Raw genomic sequence first — 21,715 nt, 5'->3', positions numbered from 1 at the left:
GAAATTCGATCCTCGGTCCGGTCGCAATGACGGTTGCGCGCATTTCCGCTCTATTGCTGAGTAGAATCTCAGCTCAGCCGAAACACAGTACCGCACGGCATGTCGGTCCATTCGTATGTTGAACCGGCGCAGTCACAGCGTCGTGGTTTGAAGAGCCGCTCAGTGGCCAAAGGAGAACCCCAAATGCTCACCCAGCAGACCAAGGAAATCGTCAAAGCCACTGCCCCAGTCCTGGCGCAGCACGGTTACGCGATCATCCAGCACTTCTACAAGCGGATGTTTCAGGCGCATCCTGAGCTTAAGAACATCTTCAACATGGCGCATCAGGAAAGGGGCGAGCAACAGCAAGCGCTCGCCCGCGCCGTCTACGCCTATGCGGCCAACATCGAGAATCCGGAGAGCCTTTCGGCGGTGTTGAAGGACATCGCCCACAAGCATGCCAGCCTTGGCGTCAGAGCGGAACAGTATCCGATCGTCGGAGAGCATCTGCTCGCGTCTATCAAGGAGGTGCTGGGAGACGCCGCGACAGAGGAGATCATCTCGGCCTGGGCGCAGGCCTATGGCAATCTGGCGGATATCCTGGCCGGCATGGAGAGTGAGCTCTACGAGCGCTCGCAAGACCGCCCCGGTGGCTGGACCGGCTGGCGGCGCTTTATCGTTCGTGAGAAGAATCCGGAGAGCGATGTCATTACCTCATTCGTGCTGGAGCCGGCGGACGGTGAACAGGTGGCGGATTTCGAGCCCGGACAATACACGAGTGTCGCCGTGCACGTGCCGAAGCTCGGGTACCAGCAGATACGCCAATACAGCCTGTCGGATTCTCCGAACGGACGCAGCTATCGAATTTCGGTGAAGCGAGAAGATGGCGGATTGGGGACGCCCGGCTATGTCTCTTCCTTGCTGCACGACGAGATCAATGTCGGCGACGAACTCAAGCTCACGGCTCCCTACGGGAACTTCTACATCGACGTCACAGCGACGACGCCGATCGTTCTGATCAGCGGCGGGGTCGGGCTGACGCCGATGGTCAGCATGCTGAAAAAAGCGCTTCAGGCGCCGCCGCGGAAGGTCGTTTTCGTGCACGGCGCACGCAACAGCGCGGTACATGCGATGCGCGACCGTCTGAAGGACGCCTCCCGTACCTATCCGGATTTCAAGCTTTTCATCTTCTACAACGAGCCCCTGCCGACGGACACCGAAGGACGTGACTACGACTTTGCGGGCCTGGTCGACGTCGAAAGGATCAAGGACAGCATACTCCTCGAAGATGCTGACTATTATATCTGCGGACCGGTTCCGTTCATGCGCATGCAGCACGACATGCTGCTCAGTCTTGGCATTTCCGAAGCGCACATCCACTACGAAGTATTCGGTCCCAATCTATTTGCCGAGTGAGGTTACCGGACGAAGCGTCAATTGGTCAGGCAGCATCGATTTGGAGCCAAGGCCAGGTTCAAGTTAGTCTTGGCGTAGTGCAGGCCCTTGGGACTGTCTGCGGCGGGTTCAGCTTTCCCCTACGGATGGTCTGGCTCGTGATGTTCGCGCGCTCGCGCGATAAATGGTCATTTCTTCGGTGATCACGCGATCCTCGCTGTTCAGGATTGCGGTCCACACCCGGTTTCCGATCTTCACGCGCAAGCGGCACGTGCCGACGTCTTCGCCCTCGCCGCGCTCGACCATGCTGGTCACCAGTCCCCTGCGGATGTTCCGACGAAAGTCGTCGGTTGAGAGCTGGAAACGATCCGCGAGCGCGGCGGGGTTGAATGTGAAGTCTCCATTTTGATCTCGTTGCACGTGCATCACTTTTTCCTTGCGAGATACGTCTATTCGGTTGGGTATCCTGGACCATCGGCAACTCGGTGCTCTGCGGACAGAGGCACCCCGCCTTGCCGTTGCCGCGCTCGACCTGACTGCCGAGTGCGGCGCTGAACGCGGGTCTGGGAACAGGGCCGCTCATGGCCGGAAGATATGCTATCAGAAAAAGCGTCCACCCCGCCATCCAGCAGATTGCGGAAGCGGCGTCGGGTTCGAAATGGTCCTGATCCAGCCAGCCGCCGGAAATCCGCAGCAGAGCAGAGAGCGACACCAGCGAGAACGCGCCAGCCATCGCCCGGCCGAGGATCAGGGACTCGCCGTTGCGGAACATGGCAGGGCGCATCATGAAGGCGGCGATCATTGTACCCATCGCCCCCATTGTGAGCGCGTGTAAGGCGTCATCTGCTGGAATCTGGTCGGTTAGAATAGCTGAAAGACCGCCCAGGATGAGCGCCGTCGGCGTCCAGGCGAATGCGACATGCAGGATGAACAAGGCAGGATAGCGGCGGGTCCCGATGCTCTGCCAGTCGCTCATCTGCCACAGCAGCAGAGCGCCCGAAAACAACAGCAGGAGACCTGACAGCGTCGGCGACCAAGCGCCACGAAGACAGGTCGCGATGAGAATGCCCGCGACCGCCAGGTGCGAGAGCGCCCGCCGATTGCGGAGGGACTTCCCTCCCCCTGTCCTGTCTAGCCAGGAGCGGGTGAAGGCGGGCACGGCGCGTCCGCCAATCAGGATGATCAGCGCGGCATAAAGCAGCGGCGTGGGACTCGGACCATCGCCGATGCTACCCACGGCATTTACGCCAAGCGCGCCTATTCCGATCGGCGCCCAGCACCGATCCCACGCCCCGGAGACCACGACGCCACGCATCAGTATCGCAGTCAGGAACGCGAAATAGGCCGATACCCCGGCCGCGGCAGCGACAAGGGGCAGGTGCTCCGAGAGCGCGCCGGTTAGGCGGGCGGCGCACCAGAGGCAGGTAGCCATCACAGTGACGGCCGGCGGTACGGCCCCGCTCTTCGTCCAGGCCGGCAGGGCAGTCAGGAGATAGCCCCCTGCCGCAGCTCCGCCCATGCCGAACAGAAGCTCGCGGCTGTGCCACTCGACCCTGTCCGGCACGAGTTGTTCCGGGAGGAGCCAGACCATGGGCACGATCAGCGCCCATAGTCCCGCGAGAAAGAAGAGTGGCCGGTATGGTATCCGCCAGATTGATCCCATCTGCTGACTCGTGCGTCAAACAGCCGCCTAGGACGTGGTTTCGAAGCGTGGAAATAGCACTGCGTTCTCGAGATGCATGTGCGCTACCAGATCGTCGGTGAACTTGCGCAGTCCCGTATAGAGTGCGGTCCACGAGCCGCAGGCGCCTGGCGGCAGCGAAAGCCCATGAGTCACATGTTCGACTGTCCGGAGATGCCCTGCTTCTTCCTCGCGCTCGTCTCGCATCTGCGTGACCGGATTGGTGATCACCGCACTGCCGCCGCGTCGCATCATTGGGAATAGAACCTGCTCTTCCTTCATCATGTGGTTCTCGAGGTCGTCCCGCAGGCGCTCCAGTACCTGGGAAAGGCCGATCGGCGCCGAGGGGTGGTCTCCGTGCACCCGCTCCACCTTCTGGGCGAGCGGGATGAGCCAGGCGAGCTCCGCACGGTGCGTCTGGTGATATCTGTCGAGGATGTGTCCGATAAGGTCCGATGTTTCTTCGGGTGCATCTCGTCTTGCAGCAACCACGAGGGCCTCCAGCTCAGCAAGCAGCGCCGACGGCGCGAGACCCGCCTTGACGGCGGCTTCCGCGAGCGGGACGTTGCCGCCGCAACAGAAGCTGATGTTATGGCTCCGGAAGAGTTCCGCGGCTCCGGGCAACTCTGCTGCGATCGCTGAGACAGTGTTGTCGAGGCTTGTTTCCGTCATGATCTGTTCCCTTGCCGTGATGCTTGCCAGTATGTGCTTGGCTCCCGCTGGCTGAAGCCGGTGTCGCGCCGAAGGCGCCTGAACTCAACATGCCTTGTGCAGAAGATGGTCCGCACATTTTTAAATGTGTCGGGCTGAGGGTTCCTTGCGCTGGAGCAAATAATGCCCTCCGTTAAGCCCGAAACTTGGCCGCGCCGCGCGCCGCGAGCGTGTGCTCAGCGCCGGATGTCAATCTCGCCTTCAACCTTCACCAGCTCGAAGTCGGAGACCAGGAGATCAAGCCGCAAATAGACGACCCTCCGGAGCCGGTCATTGTTCCAGATCAACAACCGTGGGTGTCGGAGAGATATCCGCTGTCGCCGCGGTAAATTGATAGCGACCGCGTGATTGTGGCTGTGACCCGTCAAACTTGCTTCGGCATCCAGACCCCCGTTTACCGGAAGATGTATTTTGTCAATTCCTGAATTAGTAAAAAATTAGACGTTATGCGTGTAGTAGAAACGCAACCTCAAGAAGGCTTATTGTGAAGAAAATCTGTAAGGATGAGCGCGTTTCAAAACAAAGCTGTCCAGCTTTTGGCGGCCCGAGCTGGAGAAGCTTCCGCGAGGGATCTCGTGGAGCGCCAGAGGAATTTCCTGGCGGCAGCCTTGGAGCTCTACCGTGCCCTTGGGGGATCGTTCGAACAACTTGAGGCAGTCATAATTGAGGATGCCACGGGCGCTCCTCGCCGTGTTGACCTGATCATTGGTGATCTGATGAACGAGTTGGCCGCCATCAGTCACGTCCATGACATGGACATGATGCAGGCAGCTCACAACACGCTCGACATGCGACTTCAAGAACCGATGCCGCTCGGGCACCGAGTGTTACCTGATCTCTCCGAATAGGATTCCCAGCATCGGAAGTGTTTGCCAAGATGCCGGCAAGGCCGATTTCGGTAGCCTCGGACTCGAAGAACGAGTGCCTGCCAGCATCCTCCGCCCTTCCCGCCCCTCGCGGATACCATTCATTGCGGAAGTTCGCCGAAGGCAGGTTCGGCCGCCGAGGCGGATACGTGCTCGACGGTACGCGCGAGGGAATCAGACAGACGGACGTGATCCACTGCCTGCACGCGGCGACAAGCGCCCCCAAGTTGAGGCTCATTGCTTCCTGGACCGAGCCTCGAGGCCCGCTCTTCGAACTGCCGGAGCGCCGACTCAGGTTTGTCGAACTTTGCGCCGGTGCAGGCGGAATGGCACTCGGCCAGGAAGCCGCCGGCTTCCAGCCGGTGGCCCTGGTGGAGATCGACAGGAACACCGCAGCGACGCTGCGCGTTAACCGGCCTGAGTGGAACGTCATCGAGGAGGACCTTCGGAGCGTCGACTTCAAGCCGTACCGCCAGCAGCGCATAGACCTGCTCGTCGGCGGTCTGCCCTGCCAGCCTTATTCGGAGGACGGCAAGGGCCTCGGCAAGGACGATCCCCGCGATCTTCTCATGGAAGGTGCGAGAGCCGTCGCGGAGATGAAGCCATGGGCCTTCATGTTCGAGAACTGTCTCGGGCCTCCTCCATGCGATGTGGATACCGGAACAATACTCCCCAAATGTGCCGTTTGAATCTTCCCCAGTTTGCGCCGTGAGCGGTCTTCCGGCGCGCGCCCCGGAAGATCGGTCACATGTCATCACCGATACTGCTTCCGATGGTCGGAAGGGGATTTCGGTGATCAAGCTGAGGGAGGTGATGATGATCCTGGATCTACATCGGTAAGGTCTGTCGGTGTCAGCGATCGCCAGGCAGGCTGGTATCGATCGCAAGACGGTGCGCAAGTACATCGAGCGCGGGCTGGAGGCTCCGGTCTATGGCCCGCGCAAGCCGAGAGCGACGGTGATCGACCCGTTCGCGAACGCGTGCAGGCCTATCCCGGCCTGACAGCGCGGCGGCTTTTCCGCGAGATCAAGGATCTCGGCTATTCCGGCGGCTACACGGCGCTGACCGACTTCTTGCGTGACGTTCGACCACCGAGCGAGCAAGGGTTCGAGGTTCGCTTCGAGACGCCGCCGGGCGAGCAGGCGCAGGTCGATTTTGCCCAGTTTCATGTCGTGTTCACCGATGAACCGACGACGCCGAGGATCGTCTGGTTGTTTTCCATGGTGCTCGGCTACAGCCGCCTCATCTGGGCGCGCTTCGTCATGCATCAGAACCTGCCGACCGTGCTGCGTTGCCATGTCGCCGCCTTCGAGGCGATTGGGGGCGTTCCGCGCGAGATCCTGTACGATCGGATGAAGACGGCAGTCATCGGCGAAGGCGAGACAGAGGGTATTGTCTATAACCGTGCGCTTGTTGATCTCGCGCGTCACTACGGCTTTCATCCCAGGGCATGCCGTCCCTATCGGGCCAAGACGATGGGCAAGGTCGAGAGACCGTTTCGCTATATTCGGGAAGACTTCTTCCTGGCGCGCTCGTTCCGCAACCTCGACGACCTCAACGCTCAACTGCGGCACTGGTTGGACAGCGTCGCCAATCCGCGGCGTGTCCGCTGAGGTATGAATACCGGGCGATCACCCGCATCTTGAACAACGGCCAACGTCAGCCGAAGGTGGAAGCAAGGCCTACGGAAAGGATCTTGCACTGCCGCCGAAGCTGGAAGCTGGGCGGATGTTCATCGGACAATCAAAGCGGCGAAGATTGGCTTCCGCCGCCCGCATCCTGACGTGCCGAAAGGTGCTCGGGAATCCGATGTCCACGGCGCGGCGACGTCCTGCGGGCTTGCGGTAGTCCGCCTTCGTCGACGCCGCCAGCCGGGACTGCTGTTCCGCCCGGCGCCGACGAGGCCGGACGAAGCCGTTCGGGATTTGACTGATCAACGTGGACGTGTGCCGACAGCACGCGTGTCCACATCAAGATCCGAAAAGCCGAAAATATTGAGCGCGCTACGAAGCCGCCATGGATGTATGGCGAAGGAATGTCTCGATCGAATCGGCGGGCATCGGGACGCTCAACAGGTTTCCCTGCAGCCGGTCGCACCCTCTCCTTCTAAGCCAGTCAGCCTGAGCGGCATTCTCGACTCCCTCTGCCACGACTCGCATCCCCAGCCCGTGAGCAAGCGAGATGATGGAGCCGACAATGGTCTGGCTCTTGTCGTCTGTTTCGACGTCTTTGATGAAATACCGGTCGATCTTGATGGTGTCGAAGGGGAAGTTCTTCAGATACGCCAAGGAAGAATAGCGCGTGCCGAAATCGTCGAGCGAAATACGAACGCCCAGCACCTCCAGAGTGTGTAGGGTGTCGAGATTGTTGGTGCTGCGCTCCAGCAAAACCGATTCAGTTACTTCCAATTCCAGGCGGTCGGGCGGGAGACCCACCGCATCGAGGATGTTCGCCACCCGGTCCGTCAGACCCTTTCGAAGGAATTCGGCCGGTGAGAGGTTCACCGCGACCGTGAAGTGCTCCGGCCACGTAACTGCCTGTCTACAAGCCTGCTCGAGCACCCACTCCCCTATCTCACCCATCAGCCCGTCTGCTTCCGCTATTGGGATGAATACCCCTGGCGGCACAGTCCCAGCGAAAGGGTGCTCCCATCTGAGTAGAGCCTCGAAACCGACGATAGCGGCGGCCTCTGCAATCGGTTGGTACTCGATAAAGAATTGACATTCCCGAAGCGCTACGCGCAGACTGCGCCGCAGCATCTCCCGCTGCTCCAACATGATGAGCATGGAACGATTGAACGCTCTGGCACGGCCCCGCCCGTCGTTCTTCGCAGCGTAGAGTGCGATGTCCGCGGCTCGCATCAACTGCTCGCCATCGTCCCCGTCCTCGGGCGCGACGGCGATGCCGACGCTCGCGCCGACGAACACCTCGATACCTTCGATGCTGAAGGGCGCCCTGAAGGCATCTACGATCGACTCGGCTAAACGCTCGGCTTGGCCCGGCCGTCCACCTCGTTGGATGACGGCGAACTCATCCCCTGCCAGTCGATAGGCAGTCTCCCCCTCGCCAAGCACGGCTTGGAGTCGCTCAGCGGTCTCCTTGAGCACTAGATCACCCGCAGCATGCCCGAGCGTGTCATTGACGGGTTTGAAGTCATCAAGATCGATTTGCATGAACGCAAGATTTTGCGGGGCTTGCACCGGCAGATTCTCGTGCAAGTCGTGACTGAATTGACGCCGGTTCGGCAATCCGGTCAAAGCGTCGTGCATGGCCTGGTGGAGAAGACGAACGCGCTCGTCGGTCTCGCATCCAGGCGCTTGTACGGCGGCCTCGCCGACCTCCATGACTCCCACGCCCCGCTCCCCTCGAAAGACGAAGAGCTTCCGACCCGATGCAGACGAACCGGGAACTGTCATGCTTTTCGGCAAACCGGTAGCGAGTACCGATTGTACCGCCAACTTTAGGTCGGGAGACAAGAGTTCCGGATAAATGTTCCAGAGCGTTGCTTCGCCCGACGTGGCCGCCGGATAGGTTCTCCCCAGCATCGACGAACAACTGACGAGCCTAAACTCCTCACCGAATGTTGAGATGAGCTCACCGGCTCCACCATTCGATGAATTCGACGACGCCATGCCGATATCTGCCATCCTGAGGTCTCTGCGTGCAAGGCCGACTACGTCTCAGCAGCCAGAACTTATAAACTTCCCGTGCGGCAAAACTAACGGTTGTCGGTAAATATCATAATCGTACCAAGGCGGCTATTCAGCATTCAGCACGCGTAACATCAAATTGAACGGCCCCACCGACACGGTTGTTGCCGGCATGCGCGAGGGAGGGAAAAGCGTCCGTCGATGTATTGAGTGGCGAACTCGTGGCTCTGAACGTCGGGGGGCTGATTGTTTTCGGATGAGCGTGTTGCAGCGCCGGCTCAGAACCGCTCCAGCGCGTGCCGGTCATGTATCTCGATCATCCGACCCTTTACGGTCACTCCCGACTGGCGCAGCGTCGAAAAGGCGCGTGAAAGGGCCTCCGGGGCGAGGCCAAGTTTCCCCGCAAGCACGTTCTTCTGGAACGGCAAGCGGAACGAGAAGCTTGTGGTAGTGCCGTTTGGACATTGATCGAGTATGTAGCTTGCGACGCGCTGGGCAGCGGTGAGCAGGCGATCTTGTGCGAGCAGGTCTTCCGTTATTTTGCCTCGATGGCAGAGATGCTCGATGAAAGCCTGCGCTACATCGGGGTCTGCGACGGCGAGTTGCCGAAGCTTGGCACTGTCAATTCGCGCAATTATGGATGCTTCGGCAGCCTCCGCGCTGGCGGTGGCACGCCCTAGATACATGGCGTTCTCGGCAAACATCTCGCCTTTGGAAAACACCGCGACATCGGCCTCGCGCCCATCTTTTCCAACACGGTAGAGGCGGATCAGACCTGAAAGTACAAAGAACACGTCGTCGATGCTGTCGCCCTGGTGGAAGAGGACATCGTGCTCCTCGTAAGTGGACAGCCTCGTGTCCTCGAGAATGGCGTCGACAGTGGAGCGCGGCAGCCGCACGAAGAAGCGCGAACGCAAGAAGGTCGTCCTGTCGCTCGAAGTCAATTGTAGTGTCTCCATTGCGCATGTCCCAATAAACATGCCACCAGCCTAGCGCTATGTCGGTTGCGGTAAGTTGATCTTGGTCAAATAGCTAGAAAGTCTGGCTTGATTCACCCTTGTTATCGCCGTCTTCGAGTACGCGCCAGGAGGCTCCGTCGAGGTCCTCGTACTGCCCGCTCTTGAGTGCCCACAGAAACGCGAGGAGCGCCAGACCACCGAGACTGAGTGCGATCGGTATGAGATAGATGAGGGTGTTCATGAGGTCACCGCGCCTGAATGGATCAATGTGGCTGGTCCCGCGGCGTTGCCGGCGGCGAGGGTGCGCTTCAGTCTCAGAGCATTGAAGACTACCACGAGCGACGAGGTGGACATCGCGACAGCCGCGACGAGCGGCGTCGCGTAGCCAAGAATTGCGATCGGCACGGCGATGATGTTGTAGCCGATCGCCAGCGCGAAGTTCTGCCGGATGAGTCGGCCGGCATGCCGCGAAGTCTCTATGGCGAAGGGAACTGCCGAAAGGGGCTCATGCATGAACACGAAGTCGGCAGCCTGGCGTCCGACATCGGCGGCAGTCGCCGGAGCCATGGAAACGTGCGCCGCACGCAGAACGGGCGCGTCGTTTATGCCGTCCCCCACGACCAGGGCCTTGTGACCTGCCTCGGCGGCAGCGGCGCATGCCTCGACCTTTTCGCGTGGCGAGAGTTCGGCATGCCAGTTCGAGATCCCCAAACTGCTGGCGAGGGCCGCCACCACAGGCTCCCTGTCGCCGGACAGTATTCCGGTCGCAATGCCCAGGCGGCCAAGGGCTTCGATCGATTCCCGCGAAGCGGGACGCGGCCGGTCCTCGAACCGGAAGCAGGCAAGCTCACGAAAATCCAACGACAGGATTGCCTCCGACTGCACGGCGGCAGACCCCGGATCGCCGACCGCAAAGCCGCGGCTCCCGAGCCGATAAACTCCGTCGTTGGTCTTCACTTCGATGCCGGCGCCGGGAATTTCCCGGATATCGCCGTCAAGCGCAGAGACTGCCCCTGCCGAATTCTGAATCGCTATTGCGATCGGATGGCGCGAATGCACCGCGATAGCCGCCGCCAACGCGAGCCGACCCGGTGCGATTTCGTGCGCGTTGACGAGCCGTGGTCTGCCGATGGTCAGCGTGCCGGTCTTATCCAGGAGCACTGTGTCGATCTCAGTTAGGCGCTCCATCGCCGAGCCATCCTTGACCATGACACCGCCTTGGAAAAGCCGCCCGGCCGCTACGACCTGGACGACGGGAACGGCAAGGCCGAGTGCGCAGGGGCACGTGATAATGAGCACCGCCACGGCGATCAGCAGGGCATGGTGGACATCTCCCTCCACCAACATCCAGCCGACGAAGGTCAGGAGCGCCAGCAGATGGACGGCCGGCGAATAATAGCGGGCGGCGCGGTCGGCAATGCGTCGGTAGCGCGCCCTGCCCCCTTCGGCAGCTTCCATCAATCCGATGATTTCGGCGATGAACGAGTCGCGCGACGCGGCGGTTGCCTCCAGGGTGAGCGGACCCGTGAGGTTGAGCGTGCCGGCCTGAACCGTATCTCCTGTGGCGACCACCGCCGGCGAGCTCTCGCCGTTGACCACGGAACGATCGAGATCGCTCGTCCCAGACACCACCCGTCCATCGACGGGGATACGCTCGCCGGCAGCGACGAACAGGCGTTCGCCTGGCTTGATCTCGTCGATGGTGCGGTACTCGCGCGAGCCATCCGGATGGACGACGGTGGCCCCGCGCGGCGACAGGCGTGCGAGACCGCTGATCGCCGCTCGTGCGCGGCCCCGCATCATGCGATCGAGCGTTCGGCCGATCAGCAGGAAGAACAGCAAGCTCACGGATGCATCAAACCAGGCATGTTCGCCATGACCGATCGTCTCGTAGAGAGACATGCCATAGGAAAGGCTGACCGCGAGCGCGATCGGCACATCCATGTTGGTTCGCCCGCGGCGAATGGCGTTCCATGCCGACTTGTAGAAAAAGCGGCCAGCATAGATCAGCGCCGGTCCGGCGATCAGCGCCGAGATCCAGTGGAAGAGATCGCGGGTGGCCGCATCCGCCCCCGACCAGACTGACACGGAGAGCAGCATGATATTGGTCGCGGCGAAGCCCGAAACGGCGACCGCGAGGATCAACTGCTTCAGCAGGTCATCGCCTTCCTCCCCGCCGGGCGAAAAGAGGTGTGCCTGATAGCCACGCTCAGCGATGGCATGGAGGAAATCACAGGGATCGGTGCGACGACCCCCAACCTCCTCCTTCCAGACGATTGAAACGCGACGGGAGGAGAGATTGACGCGGGCGCGTTCGACTTCGGCCTTCACGCGCAGCGCTCCTTCGATCGTGGCGATGCAGGCGCCGCAATAAGCGCCGGGGACGCTCAACTCGATCTGGCGCAGGCCGCCTCCGAGGTCCCGGCTCGCAAGCCAAAGTTCCTCGGAGGCGGGCGACGCCTGCCCTCCTGCGGGAACCATGGTTGCCGCACCAACGGCGCAGCAGCTCATTTGTCTCCTCCCTCTGCAATGAAGCGGATAGTCTGGCGGTGGACCACCGCATCCCCCGCCATGGCCGTCATGGCGGCGATCCATTGACCGGGCTTCAGCTCTTCACTCAAAACAAAAGCGCCCTCGCCCCGAGGATGGAGCTCGACGCGAAGGTCCTCATGCTCTTCAACCGGTCGTTTGAGAACGGCAATGACCTTGTCGATTTGTCGCTCCGGTTCGCCGTTCCGGGTGAGGACGTAGCGGATAGCGCCGGGTCCGGCCGTTAGCCGCCCCTTGACGCCGCTGGCCTGAAAGGCGCGGCCCTCGGCCACCTTGCCGTTGAACTGCTGGCTAGCGACGTAGGTATTCTCGACGACAAGGCCGCTCCAGCTTCGGCTGGCGTTCCAGGCCATGACGAGATTGACGGAGATGATGGTGCCGAAGAAGAGGCCCATCACCGCCGCCATGTGCCAACCGGTGAATCCGCGCTGTTTCGTTGCCGTGCTCATTGTCTTGCTGCTCCCGGCAGATTGAAATTGGCCTGATACACATCGCGTTCGTGGCTGGACGGATCCTCCGCTATGAGGGAAAAACCCTCTTCCGCCTCGGCAAATCTGCCTTTCGGCAACGTGACGAAGACTTTAAGCGGGGTGACCTTGTCCGGCTCGACGCCGATGGTGATGCTGCGTCCGTCGCCCGTCGCCTGCCCGGCCACCCGCATGGTGGCGGCGGGCATACCCTCGATCGTCAGGCTGATGGTGCGCTGTTCGGGGATCATGTTGAGCAGCTTGACCATGTAGCCGTTGCGCACCGAGCCGTCGGATTCGACGACAAACTGAGGGTTGCGGTCGTGGAGGACGTTCAGTTCCAGCCGGTCGCGCGTCAGCAGGCCGAAAAGAAGACCGAGTCCGACAATCGACCAGACGGCGAAATATACGAGAACGCGGGGCCGGAAGACGATGCGCCAGTTGAGGTGCCGCACCTTGTCGCGGGAGGCGCCATTGGCGTCGCGCACGCGACTTGGATCGATCGCCGCGGTCCCGCCGCTCGTCGCGAGCGCCATATTGGCGGCATAGTCGCTGAGCGTCGCGTATGAGATCAGCCCGCGCTCACGGCCGAGCTTGTCCATCACACCGTCGCAGGCGTCGATGCAGAGCGCGCAGGTGATGCATTCGAGCTGCTGGCCGTCGCGGATGTCGATGCCCATGGGACAGACGGCGACGCAGGCGTTGCAGTCGACGCAATCCCCGACGACCTCGCCGGCCGCAGCAGCCTTCTTCGCATGCCGCGAGCGCGGCTCCCCCCGCCAGTCGTTGTAGGTGACGACGAGCGAGTTCTCGTCCAGCATGGCCGCTTGGATGCGCGGCCATGGGCACATATAGGTGCAGACCTGCTCGCGCATCAGCCCGCCGAAGACGTAGGTTGTCGCGGTCAGAATTCCGATCGTGGTATAGGCGACCGGCGGCGCATCGAGCGCGACCAGGCTCGACAAGAGCGAGGGCGCATCGGCGAAATAGAATATCCACGCGCCGCCGGTCGCAACCCCGATCGCCAGCCAGATAGCATGCTTGGCCACGCGCTTGCGTATCTTGTTGAGGCTCCACGGTCCGGCGTCGAGGCGCATGCGCGCGTTGCGGTCCCCCTCGATGAAGCGCTCGACGACGAGGAAGAGATCGACCCAGACGGTCTGCGGGCAGGCGTAGCCGCACCAGGCTCGCCCGACTGCAGAGGTCACAAGAAAAAGCCCGAAGCCCGCCATGACGAGGAGCCCCGCCACGAAGAAGAACTCCTGCGGCCAAATCTCTATGAAGAAGAAATAGAAGCGCCGGGAAGCGAGGTCGATAAGGACCGCCTGATCCGGCGCATGCGCCCCGCGATCCCAGCGGATCCACGGCGTCAGGTAGTAGATGCCAAGCGTCACTAGCATCACCAGCCACTTGAACCGGCGGAAGCGGCCCTCGGCCCGCTTCGGGAAGATCTTCCGACGCTTCTCGTAGAGCGGCCCTCGCACACGCGCGGCATTGACCGCTTCCGCATCGAGCCGTTCGACTGAACCATTAGTTATTGGCTGGTGGAGCATGCAGGCAGGTCCCGGCGATAGTTTCGCTTGTGAGGCGACCTTTGCCGATGTGCACTCAGGTCACCTTGATCTGCGTCAAGTCCGCGCCCGGATGCCGCACATTGCGGTGGGACATCCCCAAGGGCTTTGAACTGAGCGGTTGTCCCGCCTGCTCGTAGACGAACGAAATCTGGCCAACCCCGCCCGTGACCAGGAAAATCGGCCGCACGGGTTCACGGCCGAATGATCTTGGACCTCTACTCGCCGCCGCCCAACGAGTGGACGAACACCGCGAGCTGCTTGACGGCGTCGTCGCCGAGGCGCGGCAGCCATGCGGGCATCACGCCGTGCTTCGGCGTCTTCATCTGCGCGATCACCGCCTGCTCGCCCTCTCCCTTGAGCCAGATCGCATCGGCGAGGTTGGGTGCTCCCATCTCACGGTTGCCTTTCGCGTCCGCGCCATGGCAGGACGCGCAGTTGTCGGCAAAGACCTGCTTGCCCTGCTCGACGAGGTGCGGTTGCGACGGTGCCTGGGTGAGGCTCACGACGTAGGCTGCCGTCTGCTGCATTTGCGCCGGCGTCAGCATGTCGCCGAAGGGCGGCATCTCCGAAACGCGCGACTCCGCGTCGCCGGCGTGTCGAACCCCATGAGCAATAGTCTGATAGATCTCTTCGGGCTTGCCGCCCCAGAGCCAGTCGTCGTCGTTGAGATTCGGAAAACCCTGCCCGCCCGCAGCCCCCGAGCCGTGGCACTGGGCGCAGTTCACCTTGAAGGCGGAAGCCCCGGCTGAAACGGCAAATTGCTGCAGTTGCGGATTTGCTATGATCTCTTCGACCGAACTCGATGCGATCTGCTCGAGATTGCCGGCCTGGGCAGCCCTGGCTGCGGCCAGTTCGACGCTGACCTCGGCGCGGCTCGAATAGCCGAGCATGCCCTTGGTCGCCTCCGTCAGCATAGGCCACGAGGGATAGGCGATTGCATAGCCGATCGCCCAGATGATCGTGGCATAGAAGCTGTAGACCCACCAGCGCGGCATCGGATTATTGAGTTCGCGGATGCCGTCCCATTCGTGTCCGGTGGTTTCTACGCCGCTGACCTCGTCGACGTGCTTGTGCTTGTCGGTCATGGATCAGTCCTCCTTCAACGGGATGACAGACGCCTGAGCTGCAGCCTTCTTGGCGCCGGGGCGGAAGATGAAGAAAACGACGCCGAGGAAGAACAACGTCATGGCGAGCAATCCCCAGCTGTCGGCAAAATGGCGCATGGCCGTGTACGTTTCCATGTTGCCTCCCTCTCAGCGATAGCCGGTGGTGTCGTCGTAGGTGGAGAAGTCGACGAGCGTGCCCAGCATCTGGAGATAGGCGACGAGCGCATCCATCTCCGACAGCCTTTGCGGATCACCGTCGAAGTCGCCGAGCTTGGCCTTGGGATAGCGTGCCTCTACGCCCGAACCGTCGGCATTCGGATCAGCCTGGGCCTTGAGGTCCGCACCCGCGTTATCGATCATCTCGTCGGTGTAGGGGACGCCGACCGCCCTGTTCGCCTCGAGGCTTATGGCAACATTCTTCACCTCGAGCGGCGTGTCCTTGAGGAAGGCGTAGCTCGGCATCACAGATTCCGGCACGACCGAGCGGGGCTCGATCAGGTGCTGGACATGCCATTCGTTGGAATAGCGGTCGCCGACGCGAGCGAGATCCGGTCCAGTTCGCTTGGAACCCCATTGAAAGGGATGGTCGTACATCGACTCCGCCGCCAGCGAATAGTGGCCGTAGCGCTCCACCTCGTCACGGAACGGACGGATCATTTGGCTGTGACAGACGTAGCATCCCTCGCGGACGTAGATGTCCCGGCCGGCAAGCTCCAGCGGGGAGTATGGCCGCATGCCCTCGACCTTCTCGATGGTGTTTTCGAGATAGAAGAGCGGCGCGATTTCGACGATTCCGCCGATGGAGACGACCAGGAGCGAGCCAATCAGCAGCAGCGTGGCATTGCGCTCGAGTATCGCGTGTTTGTCGAGAATGGACATGGTCTGATGCCCTCCTATTCTGCAGGCGCCGGCAGCGGCGCAGCACCGAAGATCGGTTCCTCGTCACGGACGCGACCGAGGATCGTCATTGTTACGTTGAAGGCCATGAGGAGCGCGCCGGCGAGGAACAGGGCGCCGCCGACGGCGCGCATGACATAGTAGGGGAACATGGCCGCGACCGTTTCCGCGAAGGAGTAGACGAGGAAGCCCTGGTCGTCGTATTCGCGCCACATCAAGCCTTGCTGGATACCGGCGACCCACATAACAGCGGCGTAGACGACGATGCCGAGGGTGGCGAGCCAGAAGTGCCAATTGACCATTCGCACGCTGTAGAGCCGTTCCCGGTTCCACAGCTTCGGTACGAGATAGTAGATCGCGCCGAAGGTGATCAGTCCGTTCCACCCGAGCGCGCCGGAATGGACGTGGCCGATGGTCCAGTCGGTGTAGTGACTGAGCGAGTTGACCGTCTTGATCGACATCATCGGGCCCTCGAAGGTCGCCATGCCATAGAAGGCGACGGCCATGACCATCATGCGGACCACCGGGTCGGTGCGGATCTTGTCCCAGGCGCCAGAGAGCGTCATGAGGCCGTTGATCATCCCTCCCCACGAGGGCATCCAGAGCATGATCGAGAAGACCATGCCGAGCGTCTGCGCCCAGTCGGGCAGCGCCGTGTAGTGCAGGTGGTGGGGACCGGCCCAGATGTACATGAAGATGATCGCCCAGAAGTGGATGATCGACAGCCGATAGGAGTAAACGGGGCGGTTCACCTGTTTCGGGATGAAGTAGTACATAATCGCCAGGAAGCCCGCCGTGAGAAAGAAGCCCACTGCGTTGTGTCCGTACCACCACTGCGTCAGCGCGTCCTGCACCCCGGAAAATGCGGAGTAGCTCTTCGAACCCAGAAAGGAGACGGGCACCGCCAGATTGTTGACGACGTGCAGCATCGCGATGGTGACGATGAAGGCGAGGTAGAACCAGTTCGCCACGTAGATGTGCGGCTCGGTGCGCTTCAGGATCGTGCCGAGGAAGGCGACGAGGTAGGCAACCCAGACGATGGTGAGCCAGAGATCGACGTACCATTCAGGTTCCGCGTATTCGCGTGACTGCGTGATGCCGAGCAGGTAGCCGGTCGCCGCGAGGACGATGAAGAGCTGATAGCCCCAGAAAACGAACCAGCCGAGATCGCCACCGAATAGGCGCGCGCGACTCGTACGCTGAACCACATAGAACGAAGTTGCGATAAGCGCGTTGCCCCCAAAGGCGAAAATGACCGCGGACGTGTGAAGCGGCCGTACCCGGCCGAAATTGAACCAGGGCTCTACGTTGAGGTCGGGAAAGGCAAGCTGAAGGGCGACGACGACGCCGACGAGAAAGCCGACCACGCCCCAGAATACCGTCGCGATGACGCCGTACTTCACGACCTCGTCGAAGTATTCGCTCCGACGGCCCGGATGACCCGCGCGAGCCGGACGGAAGTCAACGCGGCGCATGAGCACCAGGGTGCCGGCGAGCAGCACGAAGAACAGCACCCACATGTGCGCGCCGAACTGGCGGTCCTGCGCAAGGCCGGCTCCGACCAGCGCAAGGAAGGCGCCGACGGCAAGCACGACCATCTCGACTGTGTGTTTCATGGTTGGACCCCAACTCTCTTTAACCGCTGACTGGCGCATGCGGCGCGGGCAGCAACACTATTGCGAGAATTGTCAGAGCCCGGCCCTTGGCACCTTGATCCAGATCAAGTTGCTTTGGAGCTCGCGAGACATGGCGGCCGGTAGTTCAAAAGGAGCCAGACAGCGAGCGAAAAGACATGGCTATGCAACGATGCGACCTCCTCCGCTCGCACAGCGATGCGGTCAGCGACGTGACAATGCGCGGAAGTTTGCCGGTTTGGCTCGTGGGATCGGCCCTAACGGAGCTGCACAGGAAAGCGGCGGAAGCTCGGGCGGAGAACCGTCGGAGGGGATCTCCTGCGCATGCGGGAAACTACCGCTCACCCGGGCAGGCTGCCCGGACCGTTATCTCGTGCATCTCGGCGCAGAAGAAGATATGCGCACACGGCCTGAGATCTCTTCTGGGCAGGTGAGATTTATTACGGTACAGGTTTGAGGCCTCTTGGTTCCCGCCATTCGGGTCTCCTTTCGAGCAGGCACCAGGCGTGAATACGCTTCTGATGGCAGCCTTGCGCCGCCGGTAGGTTACGCCCACGCTCTTCCACCGGCCATTGCTGGCAAACTCCGCAATCTGCAGCGAAACTTTGGGCTGCTGCGCATCCGGTCTGGCCAAGCATGGAAAAGGAATAGAGTTTATTACCCGGCGCGCGTAGGTAATCGGCACGATGTGGGGCTGGCCGTCCCTGGAGCATGCCAGCCGCGAGATCTCCGGCGGCCACTACGCCATGGCATTCCTCACGAGACATTTCGCTCACGAACATGGCTCCTCCCTCCTCCCGCTAGACCACGCTGGTTGGCGGCGGCGGAGTATCAGAGGAGCATGCTGCGCGGCCCGGGCCAGTCTCAGTCGCAGAGCGAACGCAGAGCTTCCATCCTTACGATGTCGATCGTCCTCGCGTCCCTGAGCGCGATGACACTACGCGCCTTCAGTTTTGTCACCACGCGCGACACGGTTTCGATCGTCAGGCCGAGGTAGTCCGCAATATCCTGTCGCGACATGGGCAAGCGAAGCTGCCTGCCTCCTCCCTGACGGTCGCAAAGATCAACGAGGAATGCGGCAATCCGTTCCACGGCACATTGCCTGCCGATTACCAGAAGATGCTGCTGAGCCCGTGCCATGCCGGTCAAGGCGAGCGCGAGAAGCTCCCGCGAACGCTCCTGCATATGCCGGCGCCCGAAAATGGCCAGTGTTGTTTCCGTGATGGCTTCGGCAAAGAAAGAATGGTTGGATCCGGCTTCGAAACCGAACATTTCGCCTGGGAGATGGAAGGATACGACTTGTCGGCGTCCATCTGAAAGGAGGCGGTAGACACGTACGGCTCCGGTCGAAACCTGATAGCACTTGTCGTTCAGATCGCCCTCGGCATAGATCTCGCGACCGGGCTTGTAAGTGGCGACAAGGTGGGGCCTAGAAATTGGGGCCGGCCCAAGGTGTTCGACCTCGATGGACTGTGGTTTGGCGGTTGCAGCGGCGTACATGGATTATCCCCTTTTCGATGTGGGGACAGATTGCCAATTCGCGTGACTTGGAGAAATTCGGTTAGATCACTAAGGGAAACTACTTAGCCGCCTCGATCAGGCTGTTGATCACGCTGAGCAGGTCGGGACCGGTGAATGGTTTCGTCAATGTCGCGTAGTCCACACCTTGCTGAAGGACCGACAGGCCGTCAACCAGCAGGATGGCCCGGCCCCCGTAATTGCTAAGGAATTGCGCGGCGGCTTGAGGCTCGGATCTCAGTATGTCGTCGTCGAGAATCGTGCAGAGCGCCACCCGGGAAGCATCCTCGGCTGCCCGCAAAGTGTCGTAAGACTGAGTCGCATATCCTTCGACCTCAAGTGCGAACGCCACGGACCGTCGGAGGCCCTGGTCCGCTGCAACGACGATGATGGTTTTCGCATCCAACAATTTGAGTCCCGCGCAATGTGACGTGCATCTGCCGCAATGAGCCGCCATTAAGCCGCTTGCGGCAACGCACCGCATTGCGCGAGATCAACTCGGCGGATCAGGAAGGACCGAAGCCACCGGCGAGAGCCATTCGAACGAGATGAGGGAGGCTCCTCGCCTTCATCTTGGTCATTACATTGGCGCGGTGCACCTCGACAGTGCGCGGGCTGATGTCCAGATCATAGGCGATCGACTTGTTGGGAAGGCCGGCGACGACTGCGGAGAGCACCTGGCGTTCTCTCTCGCTCAGCGTCTGGAGCCTAGCTCGGATATCGTTGACTTCGTCCGCGTCGGCTTGCGGAGCGACCAGATGTTCAGATGCCCTCTCGATTGCCTCGATGATCACGGTATCCTCGAAAGGCTTCTCTATGAAATCGACCGCCCCCGCTTTCATGGCCTCCACCGCCATGGGAACGTCGCCGTGCCCGGTAATCACGATCGACGGTACATTGATCTTGCGATCGCCGAGGTTGCGCAGAAGCTCTACGCCGGACATGTCCGGCATTCTCAAATCCGTGACAAGAACCCCGTTTCTGATGTCCGGCGCAAACGCCAGAAAGGCCTCGGCCGATTGATGCATTTTCACGGCGAATCCGTTCATTGTCAGCATGAAGGCCAGGGACTTCCTGACCGGCTCTTCGTCATCAACAATGTGCACCGTATAATCAGTCATTTGCAACGATCCGTTCATCTACATAGGCGGGAAGCGTGAACCGGAAAGTGGCTCCGCCCGCCGCATTTTTCGAGACAGTCATCTCACCGCCGTGCGCCTCGACGATCCGCTTAGAAATGGACAGCCCGATGCCCATTCCGCTTGCCTTGGTCGTGACGAACGGCTTGAAGAGATGGCCGGAGATTTCCTCCGGGATGCCCCCACCCGTGTCTTCGACAACGACGGCAACCTCCCCCGCATCGGCCGGCATGGTGCGGATCGTCAGCTCTCGGCGGTCGACGAGGCGCATCGCCTCGATCGCGTTGCGCATTAGATTGATGAGGACCTGCTGGACCTGGATACGGTCGACCATTGCCATTTCGGCACCGGGCAGATATTCGAACACCGTTCTGACCCCCTGCTCGCGGGAGCCAACCAGGGCCAGCGCGGCGGCCTCCTCCACCAGTTTGCGGATGTCTTCCGGCGCCTTCTCCGTCTCCCCCTTTGTGACGAACTCCCTGAGATGTTTGATGATCTGGCCGGCCCGCAACGACTGGCGCGCCACCTCTTCGAGCGCCTCGCGCATTCGCGTAGCTATGGCGTCGTCCATGTCTCGCAACAGCCTCGTACAGCCATGCGAGTAGTTGGCGATCGCCGAAAGGGGCTGGTTCAGTTCGTGGGCAAGCGTCGACGCCATTTCGCCCAACTCGTTGAGCCGGGCAAGGCGCGCCAGTTCAGCCTGTATCTGCTCGAGCCTTGCGGCAGACTCCTCCCGCTCCGTCAGGTCCCTGATGAAGCCCGTGAAGAACCTCTCGCCGCCGGACCGCATCTCCCCAACGGCGAGCTTCATCGGAAACGTCGATCCATCTTTCCGCTGCCCGGAGACAACGCGATCGATACCGATGATGCGCTTTTCCCCGGTTGTCATGTAGCGCTGCATATATCCGTCGTGTTCGCGGCGGTAGGGTTCCGGCATCAATATGCGTAGGTTTTGGCCGATGACCTCCTCCTCTGCGTACCCGAACTGCCGCACGGCCGCGGCGTTGAAGGACACGATTGTGCCATCGGTAGCGCTGACCACTGTGGCATCCGGAACTGTATCCAGTATGGATCTCAGATGAGCGTCGCGAGCCCTTACGACGTTCTCGGTCCGGTCGATGGCGCGTCTTGCCGCCTCAAGCAATTCGCCCAGAGCCACAATCAGAAGCACTGCCGACCCGAAGACCACCAGTTCCAGAACACTCGGCCCCTCGGCACTCGTGATCTGCTGATGAAAAACCGCCGCAAAAAGCGACAGCCCGGCCGCGAAAAGAATCGCATTCCGGCCTCCGACCAGCGCGGCGACGAGGATCGCAGGGATGAACGAGAAGAGAAGAAGGCCTTCGCCGATTGGTTCCGGCAGTGTCACTCTGAGGGCAAGAATGCCCGACGTGACTATCGCGGCGACAATATAGGCTGCGACGCCGTCGCCTCTCCACCTGACGAACAACCGTCCCAACCGAGTCCTCTCAACAACGCTCACTGAAGGCATCCCATTACCACCGAAGGACTATTTACCGCTGCAGTGTCTAGCGTCTTCGCTGTATTTGCACCATCCAGACTCTTCCATAGACCATGCTGGCGTAAAC

19 protein-coding genes and 2 pseudogenes are annotated in these 21,715 nt (G+C 61.2%); 4 read left to right on the top strand and 17 right to left on the bottom strand.

Going from position 1 to position 21,715, the window contains the following annotated elements; translation table 11 throughout:
• The first annotated feature begins 183 nt into the window (after positions 1-183).
• Positions 184-1,395 carry an NO-inducible flavohemoprotein gene (hmpA, locus tag AC6CIG_RS27115; RefSeq protein WP_102763101.1) on the top strand — a complete coding sequence of 404 codons (1,212 nt, stop codon included), beginning with the start codon at positions 184-186 and terminating at the stop codon, positions 1,393-1,395.
• Positions 1,396-1,503: 108 nt separating this feature from the next.
• Here hmpA and AC6CIG_RS27110 read toward each other — a convergent pair whose 3' ends face one another.
• The 3 genes and pseudogenes from AC6CIG_RS27110 to ric all read right to left on the bottom strand — a co-directional run bounded on the left by AC6CIG_RS27110 (position 1,504) and on the right by ric (position 3,727).
• Entirely contained in the window at positions 1,504-1,800 is a 297-nt protein-coding gene (locus AC6CIG_RS27110) for a DUF6522 family protein (protein ID WP_102763173.1), read from the bottom strand.
• Between the two features lie 23 nt (positions 1,801-1,823).
• Positions 1,824-3,037 (bottom strand): annotated as a pseudogene (locus AC6CIG_RS27105) (NnrS family protein).
• 27 nt (positions 3,038-3,064) lie between these two features.
• On the bottom strand, positions 3,065-3,727 hold the full coding sequence (ric, locus tag AC6CIG_RS27100) for an iron-sulfur cluster repair di-iron protein (protein WP_102763102.1): 663 nt from the start codon (positions 3,725-3,727) through the stop codon (positions 3,065-3,067).
• Between the two features lie 542 nt (positions 3,728-4,269).
• On the opposite strand from ric, the gene AC6CIG_RS27095 reads away from it, so the two are divergent.
• The 3 genes and pseudogenes from AC6CIG_RS27095 to istA all read left to right on the top strand — a co-directional run.
• Positions 4,270-4,614: a hypothetical protein gene (locus AC6CIG_RS27095; protein WP_102763103.1), complete on the top strand. Its 345-nt coding sequence runs from the start codon at positions 4,270-4,272 to the stop codon at positions 4,612-4,614.
• Between the two features lie 122 nt (positions 4,615-4,736).
• A complete protein-coding gene (locus AC6CIG_RS27090) occupies positions 4,737-5,321 on the top strand; it encodes a DNA cytosine methyltransferase (protein WP_245425211.1) in 585 nt (194 codons plus the stop codon).
• A 154-nt stretch (positions 5,322-5,475) separates the two neighbouring features.
• A pseudogene (gene istA / locus AC6CIG_RS27085) lies at positions 5,476-6,236 on the top strand (IS21 family transposase); the annotation flags it as partial.
• A 399-nt stretch (positions 6,237-6,635) separates the two neighbouring features.
• Here the strand turns inward: istA and AC6CIG_RS27080 are convergent.
• The 14 genes from AC6CIG_RS27080 to fixL all read right to left on the bottom strand — a co-directional run bounded on the left by AC6CIG_RS27080 (position 6,636) and on the right by fixL (position 21,618).
• On the bottom strand, positions 6,636-8,279 hold the full coding sequence (locus AC6CIG_RS27080; RefSeq protein ID WP_498324167.1) for a putative bifunctional diguanylate cyclase/phosphodiesterase: 1,644 nt from the start codon (positions 8,277-8,279) through the stop codon (positions 6,636-6,638).
• Between the two features lie 281 nt (positions 8,280-8,560).
• Positions 8,561-9,241 carry a Crp/Fnr family transcriptional regulator gene (locus AC6CIG_RS27075; protein ID WP_102763107.1) on the bottom strand — a complete coding sequence of 227 codons (681 nt, stop codon included), beginning with the start codon at positions 9,239-9,241 and terminating at the stop codon, positions 8,561-8,563.
• A 73-nt stretch (positions 9,242-9,314) separates the two neighbouring features.
• A complete protein-coding gene (gene ccoS, locus AC6CIG_RS27070) occupies positions 9,315-9,482 on the bottom strand; it encodes a cbb3-type cytochrome oxidase assembly protein CcoS (RefSeq protein WP_102763108.1) in 168 nt (55 codons plus the stop codon).
• Positions 9,479-11,752, bottom strand: coding sequence for a cation-translocating P-type ATPase (locus AC6CIG_RS27065; RefSeq protein ID WP_498324166.1), 2,274 nt, complete (start codon positions 11,750-11,752; stop codon positions 9,479-9,481). The genes ccoS and AC6CIG_RS27065 overlap by 4 nt, the downstream gene beginning before the upstream one ends.
• A complete protein-coding gene (locus tag AC6CIG_RS27060; protein ID WP_411933406.1) occupies positions 11,749-12,240 on the bottom strand; it encodes a FixH family protein in 492 nt (163 codons plus the stop codon). The genes AC6CIG_RS27065 and AC6CIG_RS27060 overlap by 4 nt, the downstream gene beginning before the upstream one ends.
• On the bottom strand, positions 12,237-13,811 hold the full coding sequence (ccoG, locus tag AC6CIG_RS27055) for a cytochrome c oxidase accessory protein CcoG (RefSeq protein WP_498324165.1): 1,575 nt from the start codon (positions 13,809-13,811) through the stop codon (positions 12,237-12,239). The genes AC6CIG_RS27060 and ccoG overlap by 4 nt, the downstream gene beginning before the upstream one ends.
• A gap of 236 nt (positions 13,812-14,047) precedes the next feature.
• The gene (gene ccoP, locus AC6CIG_RS27050; protein WP_102763112.1) at positions 14,048-14,917 is read right to left on the bottom strand and encodes a cytochrome-c oxidase, cbb3-type subunit III; all 870 of its coding nucleotides are present in this window, start codon (positions 14,915-14,917) and stop codon (positions 14,048-14,050) included.
• Between the two features lie 3 nt (positions 14,918-14,920).
• Positions 14,921-15,073: a cbb3-type cytochrome c oxidase subunit 3 gene (locus AC6CIG_RS27045; RefSeq protein ID WP_102763113.1), complete on the bottom strand. Its 153-nt coding sequence runs from the start codon at positions 15,071-15,073 to the stop codon at positions 14,921-14,923.
• Positions 15,074-15,085: 12 nt separating this feature from the next.
• A complete protein-coding gene (gene ccoO / locus AC6CIG_RS27040) occupies positions 15,086-15,817 on the bottom strand; it encodes a cytochrome-c oxidase, cbb3-type subunit II (protein WP_498324164.1) in 732 nt (243 codons plus the stop codon).
• A gap of 14 nt (positions 15,818-15,831) precedes the next feature.
• Positions 15,832-17,451, bottom strand: coding sequence for a cytochrome-c oxidase, cbb3-type subunit I (gene ccoN / locus AC6CIG_RS27035; RefSeq protein WP_102763115.1), 1,620 nt, complete (start codon positions 17,449-17,451; stop codon positions 15,832-15,834).
• 882 nt (positions 17,452-18,333) lie between these two features.
• The gene (locus tag AC6CIG_RS27030) at positions 18,334-18,969 is read right to left on the bottom strand and encodes a helix-turn-helix domain-containing protein (RefSeq protein ID WP_102763116.1); all 636 of its coding nucleotides are present in this window, start codon (positions 18,967-18,969) and stop codon (positions 18,334-18,336) included.
• Positions 18,970-19,048: 79 nt separating this feature from the next.
• Positions 19,049-19,471 carry a response regulator transcription factor gene (locus tag AC6CIG_RS27025; protein WP_280951632.1) on the bottom strand — a complete coding sequence of 141 codons (423 nt, stop codon included), beginning with the start codon at positions 19,469-19,471 and terminating at the stop codon, positions 19,049-19,051.
• Positions 19,472-19,493: 22 nt separating this feature from the next.
• Positions 19,494-20,108, bottom strand: coding sequence for a response regulator FixJ (gene fixJ, locus AC6CIG_RS27020; RefSeq protein WP_411933407.1), 615 nt, complete (start codon positions 20,106-20,108; stop codon positions 19,494-19,496).
• Positions 20,101-21,618 carry an oxygen sensor histidine kinase FixL gene (fixL, locus tag AC6CIG_RS27015; protein ID WP_498324163.1) on the bottom strand — a complete coding sequence of 506 codons (1,518 nt, stop codon included), beginning with the start codon at positions 21,616-21,618 and terminating at the stop codon, positions 20,101-20,103. The genes fixJ and fixL overlap by 8 nt, the downstream gene beginning before the upstream one ends.
• Positions 21,619-21,715 lie beyond the last annotated feature (97 nt).

This window comes from Sinorhizobium sp. GQ132, assembly GCF_059758575.1.
Note: the sequence above shows the minus strand (reverse complement) of the source record. Positions and strands in the feature narration are given on the sequence as shown.